Raw genomic sequence first — 18,018 nt, 5'->3', positions numbered from 1 at the left:
GCCCGACCCCGCCTTGTTAAGACCGAAGGCCAGTGCGATTCGCATCGTCGGTGGGTAGGTTGAATCGACATGACCGCCCCGCACGATTTGCTGGAAATTCCCGAAGGACTGACGCTCGACAGACCCCGCCCCGGCGACGGGGCCGCCATGTGGCGCATCGCCCGGGACTCCCGCGTCCTGGACCTCAACTCGTCGTACAGCTACCTGCTCTGGTGCCGCGACTACGCGCACACCTCCGTCGTGGCCAGGGACACGGCCGGCGCCCCCGTCGGCTTCATCACCGGGTATGTCCGCCCCCGCGCCCCGCACACGCTGCTGGTCTGGCAGGTCGCCGTCGACCACGACCGGCGCGGACGCGGCCTGGCCGCCTCGATGCTGGACGCCCTCGCCCGCCGGACCGTCACCCAGTTCGGCGTCCGCGCGCTGGAGACCACGGTCACGCCGGACAACGCCGCCTCCGACCGCCTCTTCGCCTCCTTCGCCGAACGGCACGACGCGCCCCTGACGCGCGAAGTGCTCTTCGAGGCCGCCGCCTTCCCCGAGCGCGGGCACCAGCCCGAAGTGCTGTACCGGATCGGGCCGCTGGCGCTCGCGGCCATGCCCTGACACCGGCCCCTTGGACCCGCGCCCCACGCCCGCCCGGCCCGGTCCGACCGAACGACCCCTGAGCACACAGGAGAACGCCGTGACCCTCCTCACCCAGCCCGAACCCAGCGTTTTCACCACCCTGGAGTCGGAGGTGCGCAGCTACTGCCGTGGCTGGCCGGTCATCTTCGACCGCGCGCGCGGCAGTTACCTCTACGACGAGGACGGCCGCCCCTACCTCGACTTCTTCGCGGGCGCCGGCTCGCTCAACTACGGGCACAACAACCCGGTTCTGAAACGGGCCCTGCTGGACTATCTGGAACGCGACGGCATCACCCACGGCCTGGACATGTCGACCACGGCGAAACGCACCTTCCTGGAGTCCTTCCGCGACGTGGTGCTGCGCCCGCGCGGCCTGGACCACAAGGTGATGTTCCCGGGCCCGACCGGCACCAACGCCGTGGAGGCCGCGCTGAAGCTGGCCCGCAAGGTGAAGGGCCGCGAGTCGATCATCTCGTTCACCAACGCCTTCCACGGCATGTCGCTCGGCTCGCTCGCCGTGACCGGCAACGCCTTCAAGCGCGCCGGGGCGGGCATCCCGCTGGTGCACGGCACCCCGATGCCGTTCGACGACTATCTCGACGGCCGCACACCGGACTTCATATGGTTCGAGCGGCTCCTCCAGGACTCCGGGTCCGGGCTCAACAAGCCCGCCGCCGCCATCGTCGAGACCGTGCAGGGCGAGGGCGGGGTCAACGTCGCCCGCCCGCAGTGGCTGCGCGCCCTGGCCGACCTGTGCCGGCGTCACGACATGCTGCTCATCGTCGACGACATCCAGATGGGCTGCGGGCGCACCGGACCGTTCTTCTCCTTCGAGGAGGCCGGCATCGTGCCCGACATCATCACGGTGTCCAAGTCCATCAGCGGCTACGGACTGCCGATGTCACTGACGCTGTTCCGGCCCGAGTTGGACATCTGGGAGCCGGGCGAGCACAACGGCACCTTCCGGGGGAACAACCCGGCGTTCGTCACGGCCACGGCGGCACTCGACGCCTACTGGACCGACGGACAGATGGAGAAGCAGACCATCGGGCGCGGCGAGCAGGTGGAGGCCGTGCTGCGCGGCATCGTCGCCGAGCAGGCGTCCGCCGGGGCGTCGTACCGGGGCCGGGGCCTGATCTGGGGCCTGGAGTTCGACGACGCGGACCGGGCCGGCGCCGTCTGCGCGCGGGCGTTCGAGCTGGGGCTGCTGCTGGAGACGTCGGGGCCGCGCGGCGAGGTCGTCAAGCTGATCCCGCCGCTGACCATCGCCCCGGAGGAGCTGGACGAGGGCCTGCGCGTGCTGGCCAGGGCCGTGCGCGACACCGCGTGAGACGGCCCCGCCGGTGACCGCGCCCGGCGCCGGGGCCGACAGCGACGAAGAGAAAAGGAGTGAGCACCTGTGATCGTCCGATCCATCGCCGACATCGAGGGCACCGACCGGGACGTCGAGGCGGCGTCCGGCACATGGCGCAGCAAGCGCCTCGTCCTCGCCCAGGAGAAGGTCGGCTTCTCGTTCCACGAGACCGTGCTCTACGCGGGCACGGAGACCTCCATGTGGTACGCGCACCACGTCGAGGCCGTCTTCTGCGTCGAGGGCGAGGCGGAGCTGACCAACGAGGAGACCGGCGAGAAGCACTGGATCGCGCCCGGCACGATGTACCTGCTGGACGGCCACGAGCGCCACACGCTGCGCCCGAGGACCGACTTCCGCGCGCTGTGCGTGTTCAACCCGCCGGTCACCGGCCGCGAGGACCACGACGAGAACGGTGTCTACCCGCTGCTGACCGAGAGCTGAGCGTCTCCAGCCCCCGACCGGAAGGGAGTTGCCCCCATGACCACCGCGCCCGAGCGCACCGCCGACCTGTACCCGACCCGTGGCCGGACCGAAGTGGCCACCCCGCGCCAGGATTCCGTGGTGTGGTCCCCGCCGGGGACGCCGGGCCCGTTCGGTCCCGGCGAACTGGCCGCGTTCGAACGGGACGGGTTCGCCGCCGTGGACGGACTCCTCTCCGCCGAGGAGGTGTTGACCTACCGGGCGGAGCTGGACCGGCTGATCGCGGACCCGGCGGTGCGCGGTGACGAACGCTCCATCGTCGAGCCCGCCTCAGGCGAGATCAGGTCCGTCTTCGAAGTCCACCGCCTCAGCGAGGTGTTCGCCGGCCTGGTCCGCGACCCGCGGGTCGTCGGCCGCGCCCGGCAGATCCTCGGCTCGGACGTCTACGTGCACCAGAGCCGGATCAATGTGAAGCCCGGGTTCGGCGCGAGCGGGTTCTACTGGCACTCGGACTTCGAGACCTGGCACGCGGAGGACGGTCTGCCGAGGATGCGGACGGTGTCGGTGTCGATCGCGCTGACCGACAACCTCGACACCAACGGCGGCCTGATGATCATGCCCGGATCGCATCTGACGTTCCTGGGCTGTGCCGGCGCCACGCCGAAGGACAACTACAAGAGGTCGCTCCAGATGCAGGAGGCCGGCACGCCGTCCGACGAGGCGCTGACCGGGTTCGCGGACCGGCACGGCATCAGGCTGTTCACGGGCCGGGCCGGTTCGGCGACGTGGTTCGACTGCAATTGCATGCACGGTTCCGGCGACAACATCACGCCCTATCCGCGCAGCAATGTCTTCATCGTCTTCAACAGCGTGGAGAACGCGGCGGTCGAGCCGTTCGCCGCGCCCGTACGCCGTCCTGAATTCATCGGCGCGCGGGACTTCACGCCCGTCCGCTGAGCCGGGAACGCACGCGCCGCGACGGCCGGGGCCGGACCCCGGCCGTCGCGGCGCGTGCGACAGAATCGGCGGTGAGGCGGAGGACGACAACGACTCGCGAAGGACTGCGCAGTGACCGATCCCATGACAGACACGGCGTCAGGACAAGTGCCGCGCCCCGGGCAGCGGTTCGTGTTCATAGGGGGCCTGCACCGCAGCGGGACCACGCCGCTGGCCCGTACGCTGGCCGGGCATCCGCAGGTCAGCGGCTTCCACGACACGGGCGCCATGGAGGACGAGGGCCAGTACCTCCAGTCGGTCTACCCGACGGCGGCGGCCCGGACGCGCTCGGGGCCCGGCCGGTTCGCCCTTTCGCCGGCGGCCCACATCACGGAGAATTCACCCCTGGCCGATCCCGCCAACCGGGAGCGGCTGATCGCCGATTGGAGCCGCTACTGGGACATGGACCGTGAATTCCTGGTGGAGAAATCTCCCGCGAATCTCGTCATGACGCGGTTCCTCCAGAAGCTTTTCCCCGAGGCGCGTTTCATCGTCATCATGCGGCACCCGGCGATCGTGACACTGTCGACGAAGAAGTGGGCGCCGCGCACCCGCCTTTCCACGCTCTTCGAGAACTGGTTCCGGGCGCACGATCTGCTGCGGCAGGACGCGGCGCGCGTGGAGCACCTGCATCTGCTCACCTACGAGAGCCTGGTGACCAGTCCGGAGCGGACGCTGGACGGCGTGCGGGAGTTCCTGGGCCTGTCGGGCCCGATCCCGGCGGGCGCGGTGCGGGACCGCAGCGGCGGCTACCGGGAGCGCTGGCTCGAACTGGCCGAGGCCACCGACCCGTTCGGCCGCCGCCGGTTCCGCCGGCTGTGCGAGCGTTTCGAGGACCGGGCCAACGCCTACGGCTACAGCCTGCGGGACATCGACCGCGTTCCCCCGGCGGGCCTCCTTCCGCGACCCGCCTCCTGACGCCCCGGCTCCGCGCCGCCGCCGCGCGGGAATCGGGCGGCGGCGGAGCGGAGTCCGGCTAGTACGCGCCCCGGGAGCGCAGGACCGCGAACACGGTGCGCCACAGGATCATGGCGTCCAGGGCGAGGGACCAGTTCTCGACGTAGCGCAGGTCGATGCGGACGGACTCGTCCCAGGACAGGTCGGACCGGCCGCTGACCTGCCACAGGCCCGTCATGCCCGGTTTCACCACCAGGCGGCGGTACATGTCGCTGGGATACCGCGCGACTTCGTCGGGCAGGGGCGGGCGGGGGCCGACCAGGGACATGCGGCCGGCCAGGACGTTGACCAACTGCGGGAGTTCGTCCAGGGAGTAGCGGCGCAGCGTTCTGCCCAGCGGGGTGACGCGCGGGTCGTCACGGAGCTTGAACAGCACGCCGTCGTGGCCGTTGGCCGCCCGCAGTTCCGCGACGCGCGCCTCCGCCTCGACGTACATGGTGCGGAACTTCAGCAGCCGGAACGGCACCCCGTCCTTCCCGACCCGGGTCTGCCGGAAGAGCGCGGGCCCCGGGCTGGTGAGGCGGATCGCGGCGCCGATGACGAGCAGCAGCGGCGCGAGGACGACGAGCGCGAGCGCGGCGCCGGCGCGGTCGATCAGCTCCTTGGCCGCCCGGCGCCCGCCGGACAGCGACGGGCGGTCGACGTGGACCAGCGGAAGGCCGTCCACCGGGCGGATCGTGGTGCGCGGTCCGGCGACGTCGATCAGCGCGGGCGCGACCAGCAGATCGACCTCGCTCTCCTCCAGTTCCCAGGCGAGGCGCCGCAGTTCGTGGCCCTGCAACTCCGGGCAGGACAGCACGGCCACGGTGTCGGCGTTGGCGCGTTCCACCGCCTCGGCGATGTCGGCGAACCTTCCGAGGACCGGGATGTCGCAGTCCCCGATCCGCCGCCGGTAGGGCCGGTGCGGGGGCAGGCAGGCTCCGACGACGCGCATGCCGTGGTAGCGGTGGCGGTGAAGTTCCGTGGCGAGCACGGCGATCGACTGCTCGTAGCCGACGGCGACGACCCGTTGCATGAAGCGGGACGACTCCGCCCGGTGCCGGTGGACCCACTTGCGGGCGGCGAAGCGGCACAGCAGGTCGAGCAGGAGGGCGCCCGGCAGCGCCAGGGCGACGTAGCCGCGGGCGATCTCCAGCTTGGCGGCGTAGGAGACGACGGCGACGGCGGCGGTGAGCGCGACGCCCGCGATCAGCGTGCGCTGGTACTCGTCGGGTCCGATGAACAGGAAACGGTGGTCGTAGGCGCGGCTCAGCGCGAGCGCGACGATCCACGCGAGGGGGAAGACGGTGACACTGAACAGGAGGTAGCCGGTGCCGATTCCGCTGCCGAAGCCGCCGAACCGGGCCGCAGAGGCCGCCGCTCCGGCGATGACGGCGACGCCCGCGTCGGCGCCGAGGAGGAGCACGGTGTAACGGCGCTTCCAGCGCTGCGTCCTGGCGGCGCCCCTCCCCCGCGCGACGCCGGCGCGCGACGGGCCGGGCCGCCCGGCCGGGATCGGGAGAACGGGCAGGGGCAGGGCGCCCTGTCGTGGGCCGCGGGACATCATATGTGCACTGTCGCCGTGGAACGGGCCCCGGCCGGGCGGCGGCGCGACCGCGGTACCCGGACGGGGCGCTGACAGGAACGGGCGTACGGGCATGGGGACTTCATGACGGACTCTCCTTGTGGGCGGAGGGTGGAGCGGGTGGGGGTGCGTATACACATAGGACGCTGTCGGCGCGGAGGAGCGGGTTGACGTAGGTGGGCGCTGCGTAATGAGTTAGGGTTACTCTAGAGAATGCGTTACATGTAGGTTGAACATTAGTCGCGTGGGCGGCAGCGTCAGATGGGTATAAGAGGCAGGATGTACGGGTCGCGCCCGGCGTCGCCCCAGGCGTCGAGGACGCCGGGCTTGTGGGACACGCGGGTGTCGCAGACCTTGAAGGTGTCGAAGACGCTGACGGCCCTGATGTTGGGGTACTTGGTGAGCGCGGGCACGAGGTTGCGGTACCACTGGGCCTGCGCCTGGTCGTTCTCCGGGTCGGCGACGGTGCCGTACTCGGCGAGCATGACCGGCTTGTCGGAGAAGCCGTTGTCCATCAGCCACTCGTACCAGGGGCCGATGGTCTCGCCGGGGGTGCGCCAGTCGTTGTCCCGGCAGTCGTAGTAGTTGAAGGGGTCGTAGCCGATCCAGTCGACGTAGGCGTCGCCGGGGTAGAACTCCTCGATGACGTCCTCGTGGCCGAGCCAGCCGACGGAGACCCACACCCAGGTGACGTTGTCGACGCCCTCCTCCTCGAAGACGTCGTGGATGTGGCGCCAGGCGCGCACGTAGTCGGCACCGTCGCCCTGGTCCGCGTCGCGCTTGCCCTCGGCCTCGTGGTCGAAGGCCAGGAAGACGGGCTGGTCCCACTCCTTGAGCCGCTGGGCGGCGGGCCGGACGATCTCGTCGTCGTAGGCGCCGTCGGCGACGTCGCTCCACCGGGCGCGTTCGTCCTCACCGTGGACGCGGGTCGTCCAGTTGAGGAGAAGGAGGCGGTCGCCGTCGGCGGCGAGCCGTTGTTCCTGCTCGTCGGGGAAGACGCCGGAGGCGCCGGTGCCGGAGAAGTCGTGGTAGCGGTGGACGATGTCGAAGGTGCGGCCGATGTCGGACTCGATGCTGGTGATCGTGGCCTGAAGGTCGTCGCCGCGTTCGGCCGCGGTGGTGTAGATCCCCCACAGCAGGCCGCATTCGGGGACGAGGTTCTCGTCGAGCGGGCAGGCGGCGGCGGGTTCGGCGGCCGGTGCGGGGAGGGTGGAGGCGCTGAGGGTGAGGAGGCCGAGCGCGGCGGTGGCCAGGGCACGCCATCGGCGGCGGCGCGCCGTCCGGCGCGCGGGCACGGGTTGGCTCATGACCGGGGATGTCCTTACGGGTCGTGGGGGTTTCAGGCGGGAGCCGGGGCGGGCTCCTTCGCGGTGGCGAGCAGCGGCGCGGCTCTGGGCCGGACGGGTGGATGGCGTTCGGCCTCGCGGAGGGCGAGCGCGCCGGCGATCATCACGATGACCAGGCCGGAGTCCATCAGGCCGTAGTAGAAGATCATCACCGTCGTCATCACGACGACGACATGGGTCCACAGCGCGGTGCCGGTGGGGGCGCGCCGGGTGCGCCAGCACAGCCACCCGAACCAGCCGAGGAACAGGGCGGCGCCGACGAATCCGTGCGAGAAGAGCACGTTCCAGAACTGCCCCTGGGTGCCCACCGAGGGGACGGCCTCGCCGAGCAGTGACGGGCGGGGCGCGCCGTATCCGAACAGCGGGGATTCCAGGGTGCGTTCGTACGCCTCCTGGTAGACGGCGAGCCGGGTCTCGTTGGTGTCGCTGTTGGAGACGCGGTCGGCGACGCGGTCCTGCACGCCGATGGCGGTGTTGACGCCGAGCGCGGCGACGAGGAGAGCGCCGAGCCCGAGCAGGCCCTTGGCGTTGCCGCGCGCCGCCATGCGGAGCGCGGCGTAGCCCAGACCGAGGCCGAGGGCCAGGAACATGCCGCGGTTGACGGTGAGATAGGCCGGGACGAGGGAGAGCGGCAGCAGCACCAGGACGAGCCGGAACAACGGGCCGCGCCGCAGGTGGGCGAGGGCGACGAGCACGAACGGGATCAGCTCGGCGTAGTTGTGTCCCCAGCCGTTGGTGTAGGCGAACGGGGCGGACGGGCGCGGTTCGTTCTGCCAGAAGCCGTCCGGATCTCCCTGGGTGAAGCGGGGGTTGACCATGTGGGCGACCAGTTCGTTGCTCTGGAGGCCCTCCGGCACGAGGGCCGCCATGGGCGTGTGGAGCGAGCCGTGGGGGGACAGCACGCCGAGGTAGCCGCCGGCGACGACGGCGGCCCAGTAGGCGGTGAGGACGAGGGCGACGCGGCGCGCGGGCAGGTCGCGTTCGGTGCCGTTGTAGACGTACAGGAAGATGACGGTGGCGGCGAGGTAGATCAGCGCGCGGTAGACGAAGCCGATCATCCGGCCGCCGGTGTCGATCTGGACGGCCGAGGCGAACATCCAGACCAGGAACAGCAGCCACAGCCCGAAGCCCCTGGGGGCGCGCAACCGGCGCCGGCGCAGCAGCAGCACCGTCATGGGGAGGGCGACCAGCGGCCAGATCATGTCGCCGAGGCCGAGGGTCCACCAGAGCGGGAACGCGACGAACAGCGCGTACATCGGCCACCGCGGGAGGGAGGCGGGCATCAGATCCCTCGGCCGGCGCGGTGCGCGAGGGTGACGATGGTGTCGACCTTCACCAGGCGGGTGCTGGCCAGCAGGGCGGCGTAGAGCCGCTGTTCGCGCCAGTTGTGCCGGAAGGCGCGGACGGCCAGGCGGCGGGCGCCCGGCATGTCGCCGAGTCCGGCGTGGGCGAAGGCGAGTTGGGCCTCGATGCGGGCCAGGCCCACGGGATCGGTGCGGAAGTCGGGGTGCTTGTCCAGCAGGTAGTCCAGCGCGGAGATGATCATCTGCCAGCGGTCGAAGAAGTACGACCGGGCGTGCCACAGGACGCGGACCAGCGGTTCGCGCACGGCGCGGACGCCACCGGCGTCGGCGGCGCGCAGCAGGAACTCGTAGTCCTCGCCGTACCCGCCGGGGATCTCCTCGTCCACCAGCCCGATGCGGTCGAGGAGGGCGGCGCGGCGGACGAGGACGGTGCTGGGGTGGATCTCCATGATCCGGTCGCGCAGGAAGTCGGCGCGCCACAGCGGCCGGTCGGGGGCCGGCCGGGGGATGTCGCGGTCGCCGTAGCTGACGATGATCCCGGCGGAGACCAGCGGGGTTTCGGGGTGGCGTTCGAGCAACTCGGTCTGGGAGGCGAGCTTTCCGGGCAGCCACTCGTCGTCGTCGTCGCAGAACGCGACGAGTTCGCCGGTGGCGGCGAGGATGCCGGTGTTGCGGGCGCCGGCCAGGCCCGGGGTGCGGTCGTTGCGCAGGTACCGCAGGGTGCGGCCGTCGCCGGTGGGCACGTCCACCGGGACGGGGTCGCTGCGGTCGAAGACCACGACGCATTCGACGGGGCCGGCGTAGCGCTGGCCCAGGATGGCGGTGACCGCCCGGCGCAGCAGTTCGGGGCGGTCCCGGGTGGGGACCACGACGCTGACGGTGGGGGCGGGCCTGGTCGTCGCCGCCGGGGATTCCGGTGCCACGGCGCTCTCGCTCATGGTGTGACCTCATCGCTTGCCGGACGCTTGCGGTTTCCGGGCCTCCGGCTTGAGCTTCGCCGGTTACACGTCTCCATTACTTGCCAGAGACCAAGGCGGTGAGATTATCATCCGGATCATTGGCGTTGGAGAGGGGTATTCGCCCGGAAGGCGATACACCACGCTTTCCCCGACGCGGAGTTGTTAACGCGGTGATCACATTTTCCAGGGCGCACACGGTATTCACGCGATCTCCGCCGGAACGCCCCAGCGGATCGTTCCGGCACCGTCCGGGGCGGCCGGAGTACTCAGTTGTCGATATGCAAGCAAAGCGCGAGCAAAGGTTCTCATGAGTGGCACCAGTGGCACGGCTGATGTGCGGTCCGTCGATGTGAGGCGCTACGGCGAGGTGCCCCGGCGCCGGTGGCGCACGGTGCTCGCCGTGGCCCTGGCCGGGGTCTCCGGGGTCGCGGGCTACGCGGCGCTGGCGCCGTCGTCGTACGAGGCGACGACCGTGGTGCGCGTCGACCCGATCGGGACGAACCCCTTCGAGTCGGGCAAGACGCCCGACCAGCTCGTGAACACGCAGAGCGAGGCCCAGATCGCGCGCTCCTCCGAAGTCGCCGCGCTGGCCGCCGAGTCGCTGGCGGGCGGGCGGGAACCGGACGCGCTGCGCTCCCACCTGACGGTGACGCCGTCCGCCGACACCGCGACGCTCCGCCTCACCTACGACGCCGCCTCCCGGCAGGCGGCGATCGACGGCGCCAACGCCCTCGCCACCGCCTACCTCGCGCACCGGGAGGCCCAGGGGCGGGCGAGGCAGGAGGAGTTGCTGCGCGGGCTGACGGAGTCGCTGGACGAGGCGCGGGCCGCGCTGCCCGCCGCCGAGGAGGCGCTGGCGTCGGCGGCGGCGGACTCGGCCCAGGCGCGCGCGGCCGACACCGACCGGCAGGTGGCGCTGCGGGACGTCCAGGGCCTGTCCGACCGGCGGAACGACCTGCGGGCGGGCTCGTTCATGCCCGGCTCGGTGCTGGAGGAGGCGGACCGGGCGGTGGCCGCGTCCCCCGCCGGCGATCCGCTGTTCCTGGGCGGGGGTGTCCTCGCGGCGCTGATCCTGGGGCTGGCGGCGGCCTTCGCGCGCGACCGGTTCGACGGGCGGGTGTCCGGCGGACGCGAGGCGGCCGAGGCGGCCGGGGCGCCGCTGCTGGCCGAGATCCCGGCCGGGCCGGCCGCGTTGGCGCTGGTCGAGGACCCGGCCGGGCCGGCCGCCGAGTCCTACCGCCTGCTGCGCGCGCTGCTGGTGCCCGCCCTGCGGCGGCGCGGCACGCGCGTGCTGCTGGTCGCCGACCTCACCGGACCGGCCCCCCGCGCGCTGCCCGGCGCCAACCTGGCGACCGCGCTGGCCGAGGCGCTGGGCGACGTGGTCCTGCTCAGCCCGGGCCGGACCGGGGCGCCGGCCCCCGCGCTCGCTCCCCTGGCGGCGGCCGGCGGCACCGCGAAGGTCACCCTGCACACCACGGGCGTCGCCGGTCTGCGGGTGGCGCACGGCGACGCGGCCGACGGGGTCCCGCGGGAGCTGATCGCGGGCGAGGAGTTCCGCGCGCTGGTGTCCGAACTGACCGCCGCGGGCACCTGGGTGGTGCTGGACGCGTCGGGCGGCCTGACCCGTTCGGAGGTCGTCACCCTGGCGGGCACGGCGGGCGCGGCCGTGATCGTGGCCCAGTCCCGGGAGACGGACACGGCCGACGTGGAAGCCCTGGCCACGGCCCTGGAACGGCTGGACACCCCGGTCGCGGGCTGTGCCCTGGTGGTGCCGGCCGGCGCCTCCACGGCCCGGCACACCCGCGTCTGAACGGCCGGGGGCGCGCCGACGGCCGGCGCGCCCCTCAGCCCCACAGCCCCCCGGCCGGTGGCGCCTCAGCCGGTGGTGCGGGCGTGGCGCCCGGGGCGGCGTCTGCCGACCGCCGAGAGCAGGGCGGGGAGTTCGAGGACGGTGCGGAAACGCCACAGCGCCGCCGCGTAGAGCGGGACCGCCAGCGCGAGGTAGAGGGCGAGGACCCACAGGTCCGTGCCCAGGGCCAGGCGCAGGGCCAGGCCGCCGCCGCCGAAGACCAGGGCCGCCATCGCCGCCGATACGGCGAAGCCGCGGCCGTGCCCGCGCAGGGCCAGCAGGACGCGGACCTCGTACATGCCCATCAGTTGCTCGCACACGATGCTCGCTGACCACGCGATCGCCGCGCCGACGATGCCGTGCCCGGGAACGAGCAGCAGGTTGAGCCCGATGTTCACCACCAGGGCCACCACGGTGTTGACCGCCGTCCAGCGGCTCTTGCCCGCCATCAGCAGGACCGTGTTGACGTTCCCGGTCGCCAGGTTGAGCAGCATCGCCACCGACAGGACGCTCAACGCGTCGGCGCCGTCCGCGAACTCCTCGCCGAACACCCGCAGCACCTGCGGGCCGAACGTCGCCAGCACCAGGTAGAGCGGCCAGGAGGAGGCGGTGATCCACTGCGTGGAGACCCGGTAGAGGTCCTCCGCCCGGCGCTTGTCGCCGACCGCCAGCGCCGCGCCCACCTGCGGCTGGATCGCCAGCCGCATCGCCTGCATCGCCAGCGTGCCCGTGGTGACGAACCGGCTGGCGGCGGCGTAGATCCCGGCCTCGTGGGCCGAGCGCATCGCGCCGACGATGATCACGTCGAACCAGACGATCGACTGCGTGAACGCCTGCGCGAACCCCCGCCCGGCCGCGTACGACCAGAACTCCCGCGCGATCTCCCGCACCGGGCGCGCCGGGGCGGAGGCGGGCAGCAGGGCCCGTTCGGTGCGCCGGAGTTGTCCGTACAGCGCCCACAGGGCCAGCGGGCAGGTCAGCAGCAGCGGGATCGCCCACGCCAGCGGCACCGCCAACCCCCGCGCGCCGAACGCCAGCACGGCGGCGACCAGGGCCACCCGGCCCAGCGGCAGGGCGAGTTGCTGGAGCCCCACGTAGATCCGCAGGCCGCCGAAGCCGCGCGTGGCCTGGACCGCGACCAGGCCGGTGATCGCGCACACCAGGAAGGGCGCCAGCAGGGCCAGTTGGTCCGCGCCCTGGTCGCGGTGGGCCTCGTCCATCAGCAGCCCGGCCAGGCCGGGCGCGGCGGCGTACAGGGAGACGGCCAGCACGGTCGCCGCGAGCACGACCGGGCCGAAGGCGACCGCCATGACCCGGCGCAGCTCGGCGACGCGGCCCAGCGCGCGGCTGCGCGTGGCGGTGTAGAGGAGCCCGGTGTCGGCGCCGGCCGTGCCGATGGCGGCGAGAATCGTGAAGAGCGCGAACGCCTCGAAGAAGACGCCCGCGCCGGCCGCGCCGAGACCGTGCGTGACCACGGCGGTCAGCGTGAAGCCGCCGACGGCGGCCACCCCCGCGCCGAACAGTCCCAGCGCGCCGCTCCGCGCCACGGCGCGGGTCCCGCCCGCCGTCCCGGATCTGTCGGCCAGTCGTCCGCAGCCGGCGGGGAGCGGAAGGGAACTCCACAATAGCAAGCACGTGAAGTACGACAGAGGCAGAAACAGTGCTGAGCAACGACTGGTCGAGGGGGTCGAGGCGGTGGGGGCGGTCACGGAATCCCTCGCTCGTCGTTTCGTGGAGCCTTATGGAGTCTCGTGGAGTCTCGTGGATCGGGTCCGGGCCGGGGGGGGCAGCATAGTGGCTCGTGCGACGGGTCCGCGCGAGGGGCCCCGCCGTATTTCCGGGATCGGTACGGAATCCGGCGGGACGGCATTTCCCGGTTTCAGTCCATCCACACATGCATCAATTATGTGTTCTTACGGCTGTAATACTGGTTAATACTTCGTGGCACCCCGAGACTTCTGCGCATGGTCGAACCCGTCCGCGTTCTCTACATCGGAGGAGTGGGCCGCAGCGGGAGTACCGTTCTCTCCCGCGCCCTCGGCGAGCTGCCCGGCTTCTTCCACGTCGGTGAACTCGTGTTCCTGTGGTCCCGCGGCGCCACCCGCAACGAACTGTGCGGCTGCGGCGCCCGGTTCCTGGACTGCCCGTTCTGGTCGGACGTCGGGAAGCGGGCGTTCGGCGGCTGGGAGGCGGCGGAACCCGCCCGGGTCACCGCGCTCCAGCACGCGGTGGACCGCACCCGCTACCTGCCCCGGCTCCTGACCCCCGACCCGGGCCGCGACTTCCGGCTCAGACTCGGCGAGCTGACCGCGCTCCTCGGCCGGCTCTACACCGCGATCCAGGAGGTCAGCGGCTGCGCGGTCGTGGTCGACTCCTCCAAGCACGTCTCCTACGCCGCCACCCTCCGCCGGGTCCCGTCCGTCGATCTGCGGCTGCTGCACGTCACCCGCGACAGCCGGGGCGTGGCCCACTCCTGGGCGAAGAAGGTCAAGCGGCCCGAAGTCGTGGACCAGGACGCCTACATGGCGAACATCCCGGTCCCCAGGCTGGCGGCCCGCTGGTCCGCGTTCAACGGCCTGTTCGACGTCCTGCGGCTGGTGCACCGGAACGCCCTGGGCCTGCGCTACGAGCGGTTCGTCGCCGACCCGGCCGCCGCCCTCACCCGCGTGGCCGCCCTCGCCGGGCGCGAACTGAAGCCCGGCGACCTCGACTTCGTCCAGGAGGCGGGGCTGCGGCTGTCGGCCGAACACAGCGTCTCCGGCAACCCGATGCGCTTCACCAACGGCCCGGTCCCGCTGCGCGTGGACGACGCCTGGCGGTCCGCGATGCCCCCCGGCGACCGGGCCGTCGTCACCGCGCTCACCGCGCCCGGCATGCTCCGCTACGGCTACCGACTCAGGGGGCGAACCACCCGATGAGCCAGCACGAGGACGGCCCGGACGGACGGCGCCTGCGGGTGCTGATCGTCTGCTCCGCCGGCGGCCACCTGGCCCAGCTCCACAAGCTGGCCCCCTGGTGGACCCGGCACGAGAGGATGTGGGTCACCTTCGACACCACCGACGCGCGTTCGCTGCTCGACGGCGAGAATGTCCGCTGGGCGTACCACCCGACGACCCGCAACATCCCCAATCTGCTGCGGAACCTGTGGCTGGCCCTCCGCCTCGTTCCCCGGTACGCGCCCGATCTGGTCGTCAGCTCGGGCGCCGGCGTCGCCGTGCCGTTCTTCTGGGTGGCCAGGCTGCGTGGCGCGCGCACGGCCTACCTGGAGGTCTTCGACCGCATCGACAGCCGGACCGTCACCGGCCGGCTGTGCCGCCCGGTGACCGATCTGTTCCTCGTCCAGTGGGAAGACCAGCGCGAGTTGTACGACGGCTCGGTCGTGGTCGGAAAGGTGATGTGACCTCCATGCCCGGCGAACTCGGCGCGGCCCCCCGCGTCCTAGTGACGGTCGGCACCGACCACCACCACTTCACCAGGCTGATGACCTGGATCGAACGGTGGCAGGCCGACGGCCCGGCCCTGAACTGGACGGTGCAGCACGGCTTCACGCCGCCACCGGCCGCCGCACCCGGCATCGAGGCCACCGCGATGCTGCCGCACGGTGAACTCCAGGCCGCCCTGCGGCAGTCGGCGGTCGTCGTCTGCCAGGGCGGCCCCGGCTCGATCATGGACGCGCGCGGCGCGGGCCGTATCCCCATCGTCGTGCCCCGCCGCCCGGAACTGGGCGAGCACGTCGACGACCACCAAGTGCGGTTCTCCCGGCGGCTGGACGAGGCCGGACTGATCCGGGCCGCGAGCACCGAGCACGACTTCCGGCTCCTGCTGACGGCCGCCCTGGAACGCCCCGAACGATTCGCCGCCCGGCCGGAGATCAGCGAACTGCCGGAAACCGTACGGCGGTTCGGCGCCCTCGTGGACGAGCTGATGGTCCGGCCCGCGCGCCGGCCGCTGCTCTCGCTGCGGCGGCGCGGTCAGGCGTCGTAGTAGCGGGCGCGCACGTCCGCCGTCAGCTCCCGCACGCGGGCGATCTCCTCCTCGCCGAGCCGGTCCCGGTACGTGACCAGCGCGGCCTTGCTGTCCATCGGCTGATAGGCCGTCCGGGACAGACCGCCCTTCAGGCTCCAGGACATCGCCCGCGTCGGCGCGTTCTCCGCCTGCGTCGCCTCCCGCACGGCCCGCCGCGCCGACGCGTCCCACGTCAGCCCGCACGTGGCGTACAGCTCGCCGAAACGGGTCTCCGGGTCACCGGCCAGGTCCTCGTACCGCACGACGTGCAGGGACTCGGTGTTCTTCCGCATGGAGTCCACCGCGTCGTATGTGAAACGCCACAGCGCCGCGTTCTTCGCCAGCTCGTCCTGACTGCCCACCAGGGCCCGCAGTTCACCGGCGTGCTCGCCCAGCAGGTCCCGCGCCAGCAGCGGCTGCTCCAGCAGCTCGTGGAAGTACGTCGTCCAGCCGAGCTTGCGCCAACTGCCCGACCACGTCACCGGATCGCGGACCAGCACGATCGCGACCGCGCCCAGCCTGCGGGCGAACCAGGCCGCCGACAGCACCGCGTACGGATCGTCCAGCAGCGCCCGCCGCCCGCGCGCCCGTCCGGCGGTGAACGCCGAGAAGTTCTTCACCAGGCGGGCGAGATCGGGCAGCGCCCGGTTGGCTCGCAGCTCGGCGAGCGGGTGGTACCGCAGCCGCGCGGTGTCGCGGAACGCCCGCAGCCAGGGCTCCTCGTTGTCCTCGCAGATGTACTGGAACGCGTGCGTGACCGACGCGTTGAGCACCCCGGGCGAACGGCCGGGCGGGCGGCTCGGGTTGAGCGGCTCGTTGACGTACACCACCTCGCCGCCGGCCTGGAGCATCTTGCCGACCCAACTGGTGCCGCTGCGCGGCAGACCGGTGACGAGGATCGGTCGCTTCGCGGTGCCGGTCATGGCGCACTCTCCTGGTTCGGTTGCTGGTCACGGCCGGGGCCCGGCGGCAGACGCAGCGCCAGGGCCAGGGTGTCGTCGGGGTGGAGGATCACGGTGTGCATGTCCCGGGCGATGGCGCGCGGGACGTCCGCGATGGGCAGGGCCGCGTGGCGGCGGGCCGCCCGGATCAGCCGGGCCTCGCCCTCCAGCGGGTCGCGGCGGCTCTCGGTGAGACCGTCGGTGTAGAGCAGCAGCAGGTCCCCCGGCGCCAGGGTGGCGCGCAGCAGCTTCTCGCTGCCCGGCAGCGGGAAGCCGATGCCCCGGCCCTTGACCTCCAGGTACGCGTGCTCCCCGGAGGAGCGGATCAACAGCCCCGGCGGATGGCTGCCGTTGGCGAGCAGCAGCTCACCGGTGGCGGGGTCGATCCGGACGAGCTGCACGGTGGCCATCACGTCCCGGTCGAACGGGCGCATCACCTCGTCGGCGCGGGCGATGATCGAGTCCAGCCGGTGCCCCTCCAGCGCGAGGGTGCGCACGGCGTGGGTGACGTTGAGCGCGCTGCGGGTGCTGGTGACGCCGTGGCCGAGGGCGTCCACGACGGTGATGTGGACGGTGCCGTCCGGCAGCCGGAACCAGTCGTAGAGGTCGCCGCCGGTGGGGGCGTCGGTGCCGGCCGGGGCGTAGTGCACGGCCAGCTCCAGGCCGTCGATGTCCAGCGGCGGCGGACGAAGGGCGTCCTCCCGCTCGCGCAGCGTCTTGCCGTGCGCGCGGCGCAACCGCTCGTCCCGCTCCTCCAGTTGCACGTAGAGGGCGAGCACGCCGCTGTTCGTCTCGGCCAGTTCGTGCTTCAGCCGCCGGTGGTCGGCGGCCAGCGCGTCGGCGCGGGCCATCGCCTGCTGCAACTCCTGCTCCAGCGCCTCCCGTTCGGTCTCCGGCGCCGCCTCGGGCGCCGCCTTGGACCGGGCCGGGCCGCCGAGGGTCCGCGCCGCCGGACGCGGCGGGAGCGGCACCCGCCACACCGCGCCGCCGTCCGGGGTGACTTCGGGCGGCAGCGGCAGCTCGGCCGCCTCGGGCTGCCCCACGGCGCCCTGCGGGCGGCAGACCACGGCGAGCGTCCCGGGGTGCCCGTCACCGGCCCGCCGCACCGAGGTCTCCAGGTGAACGGCGGCGCCCGCCGCGAACGCCGAGCCCGCGACGGCGGTCACCGAGACCACGAGCCGGGCCCGCAGATCGACCGGAAGGCGGTGGGTACGGGCCACTTGGCGCACGGCGTGCCGCAGCTCCGCCTGGGCGCGGAAGTGCCGGCTGTCGGTCGTCGTCATGGCGGCGGGCCTCAGCGCGGGGACGCGACGGCCAGGGCGGTGGCGTCGTCACGGACGACCCGGTGCCGGTGCGCGAGGGCGGGGGGGGGGGGGGGCTGGGTCTTGTACACATCCGACGCCGCCTCCGGCGCCGGCAGGGGGGGGGGGGGGGGGGGTCGTGCTAGTGGGTCGGCGGACGTCAGACATTGTTTGTAGAAAGTGGGCGACGGATGCCGAGGACTACACTATCCTCTTCGTCGGCAGCGTCAGATGGGTAGAAGAGACAGGAGCAGGGACGGGGGCAGGCGCAGCAGGAACGGGCGCGCGTGGCGGGCCCATCCCGGGTCGATGCCGTCGGGGTGCAGCACGCAGGTCTCCCGGGGGGCCAGGTCGACGCTGTGGACGGTCGGCTGGGGCATGTTGTAACCGACGAT

At 72.4% G+C, this 18,018-nt stretch carries 16 protein-coding genes; 9 read left to right on the top strand and 7 right to left on the bottom strand.

Annotated elements, in window-relative coordinates; all coding sequences use genetic code 11:
* Window positions 1-69 precede the first annotated feature (69 nt).
* From ectA to BN2279_RS14065, 5 genes are all read left to right on the top strand, one after another.
* Window positions 70-606, top strand: a complete 537-nt coding sequence (gene ectA, locus BN2279_RS14085) for a diaminobutyrate acetyltransferase (protein ID WP_199827721.1) — start codon at window positions 70-72, stop codon at window positions 604-606.
* 79 nt (window positions 607-685) lie between these two features.
* Window positions 686-1,957, top strand: coding sequence for a diaminobutyrate--2-oxoglutarate transaminase (ectB, locus tag BN2279_RS14080; protein WP_059009425.1), 1,272 nt, complete (start codon window positions 686-688; stop codon window positions 1,955-1,957).
* Window positions 1,958-2,026: 69 nt separating this feature from the next.
* The gene (locus BN2279_RS14075) at window positions 2,027-2,422 is read left to right on the top strand and encodes an ectoine synthase (protein WP_059009423.1); all 396 of its coding nucleotides are present in this window, start codon (window positions 2,027-2,029) and stop codon (window positions 2,420-2,422) included.
* 36 nt (window positions 2,423-2,458) lie between these two features.
* Complete coding sequence (gene thpD, locus BN2279_RS14070; RefSeq protein WP_059009421.1) at window positions 2,459-3,358, top strand: ectoine hydroxylase; 900 nt, start codon at window positions 2,459-2,461, stop codon at window positions 3,356-3,358.
* A gap of 123 nt (window positions 3,359-3,481) precedes the next feature.
* Window positions 3,482-4,315 (top strand): sulfotransferase family protein, encoded by an 834-nt coding sequence (locus tag BN2279_RS14065; RefSeq protein WP_234347821.1) that lies wholly within the window; start codon window positions 3,482-3,484, stop codon window positions 4,313-4,315.
* A 58-nt stretch (window positions 4,316-4,373) separates the two neighbouring features.
* On the opposite strand, the gene BN2279_RS14060 is transcribed toward BN2279_RS14065, so the two are convergent.
* From BN2279_RS14060 to BN2279_RS14045, 4 genes are all read right to left on the bottom strand, one after another.
* A complete protein-coding gene (locus BN2279_RS14060) occupies window positions 4,374-5,900 on the bottom strand; it encodes a sugar transferase (RefSeq protein ID WP_199827720.1) in 1,527 nt (508 codons plus the stop codon).
* 275 nt (window positions 5,901-6,175) lie between these two features.
* Entirely contained in the window at window positions 6,176-7,225 is a 1,050-nt protein-coding gene (locus tag BN2279_RS14055) for a glycoside hydrolase family 26 protein (protein ID WP_059009417.1), read from the bottom strand.
* Between the two features lie 32 nt (window positions 7,226-7,257).
* Complete coding sequence (locus BN2279_RS14050; RefSeq protein ID WP_059009416.1) at window positions 7,258-8,547, bottom strand: O-antigen ligase family protein; 1,290 nt, start codon at window positions 8,545-8,547, stop codon at window positions 7,258-7,260.
* On the bottom strand, window positions 8,547-9,506 hold the full coding sequence (locus tag BN2279_RS14045; protein WP_059009414.1) for a glycosyltransferase family 2 protein: 960 nt from the start codon (window positions 9,504-9,506) through the stop codon (window positions 8,547-8,549). Before BN2279_RS14045 ends, BN2279_RS14050 begins: the two co-directional genes overlap by 1 nt.
* 328 nt (window positions 9,507-9,834) lie before the next feature.
* Between BN2279_RS14045 and BN2279_RS14040 the strand changes: the two genes are divergently transcribed.
* Complete coding sequence (locus tag BN2279_RS14040) at window positions 9,835-11,337, top strand: Wzz/FepE/Etk N-terminal domain-containing protein (RefSeq protein ID WP_079032148.1); 1,503 nt, start codon at window positions 9,835-9,837, stop codon at window positions 11,335-11,337.
* Window positions 11,338-11,402: 65 nt separating this feature from the next.
* Here BN2279_RS14040 and BN2279_RS14035 read toward each other — a convergent pair whose 3' ends face one another.
* On the bottom strand, window positions 11,403-12,923 hold the full coding sequence (locus BN2279_RS14035) for an MATE family efflux transporter (protein WP_059009410.1): 1,521 nt from the start codon (window positions 12,921-12,923) through the stop codon (window positions 11,403-11,405).
* A gap of 417 nt (window positions 12,924-13,340) precedes the next feature.
* On the opposite strand from BN2279_RS14035, the gene BN2279_RS14030 reads away from it, so the two are divergent.
* Genes BN2279_RS14030 through BN2279_RS14020 form a run of 3 tightly spaced genes read left to right on the top strand, consistent with a single transcriptional unit; the run spans window position 13,341 to window position 15,360 of the window.
* A complete protein-coding gene (locus BN2279_RS14030; protein WP_059009408.1) occupies window positions 13,341-14,294 on the top strand; it encodes a sulfotransferase in 954 nt (317 codons plus the stop codon).
* A complete protein-coding gene (locus BN2279_RS14025; RefSeq protein ID WP_059009407.1) occupies window positions 14,291-14,776 on the top strand; it encodes a hypothetical protein in 486 nt (161 codons plus the stop codon). The genes BN2279_RS14030 and BN2279_RS14025 overlap by 4 nt, the downstream gene beginning before the upstream one ends.
* Window positions 14,777-14,781: 5 nt before the next feature.
* Window positions 14,782-15,360 (top strand): glycosyltransferase, encoded by a 579-nt coding sequence (locus tag BN2279_RS14020; RefSeq protein ID WP_234347862.1) that lies wholly within the window; start codon window positions 14,782-14,784, stop codon window positions 15,358-15,360.
* On the opposite strand, the gene BN2279_RS14015 is transcribed toward BN2279_RS14020, so the two are convergent.
* Entirely contained in the window at window positions 15,348-16,304 is a 957-nt protein-coding gene (locus BN2279_RS14015) for a sulfotransferase (protein WP_059009404.1), read from the bottom strand. The genes BN2279_RS14020 and BN2279_RS14015 overlap by 13 nt on opposite strands.
* Complete coding sequence (locus BN2279_RS14010) at window positions 16,301-17,605, bottom strand: PP2C family protein-serine/threonine phosphatase (RefSeq protein ID WP_059009402.1); 1,305 nt, start codon at window positions 17,603-17,605, stop codon at window positions 16,301-16,303. Before BN2279_RS14010 ends, BN2279_RS14015 begins: the two co-directional genes overlap by 4 nt.
* Window positions 17,606-18,018: the final 413 nt, after the last annotated feature.

The organism is Streptomyces specialis, from assembly GCF_001493375.1.
GTDB lineage: Bacteria > Actinomycetota > Actinomycetes > Streptomycetales > Streptomycetaceae > Streptomyces > Streptomyces specialis.
The sequence above is the reverse complement of the archived record's forward strand: the minus strand, read 5'-3'. Positions and strand labels throughout refer to the sequence as shown.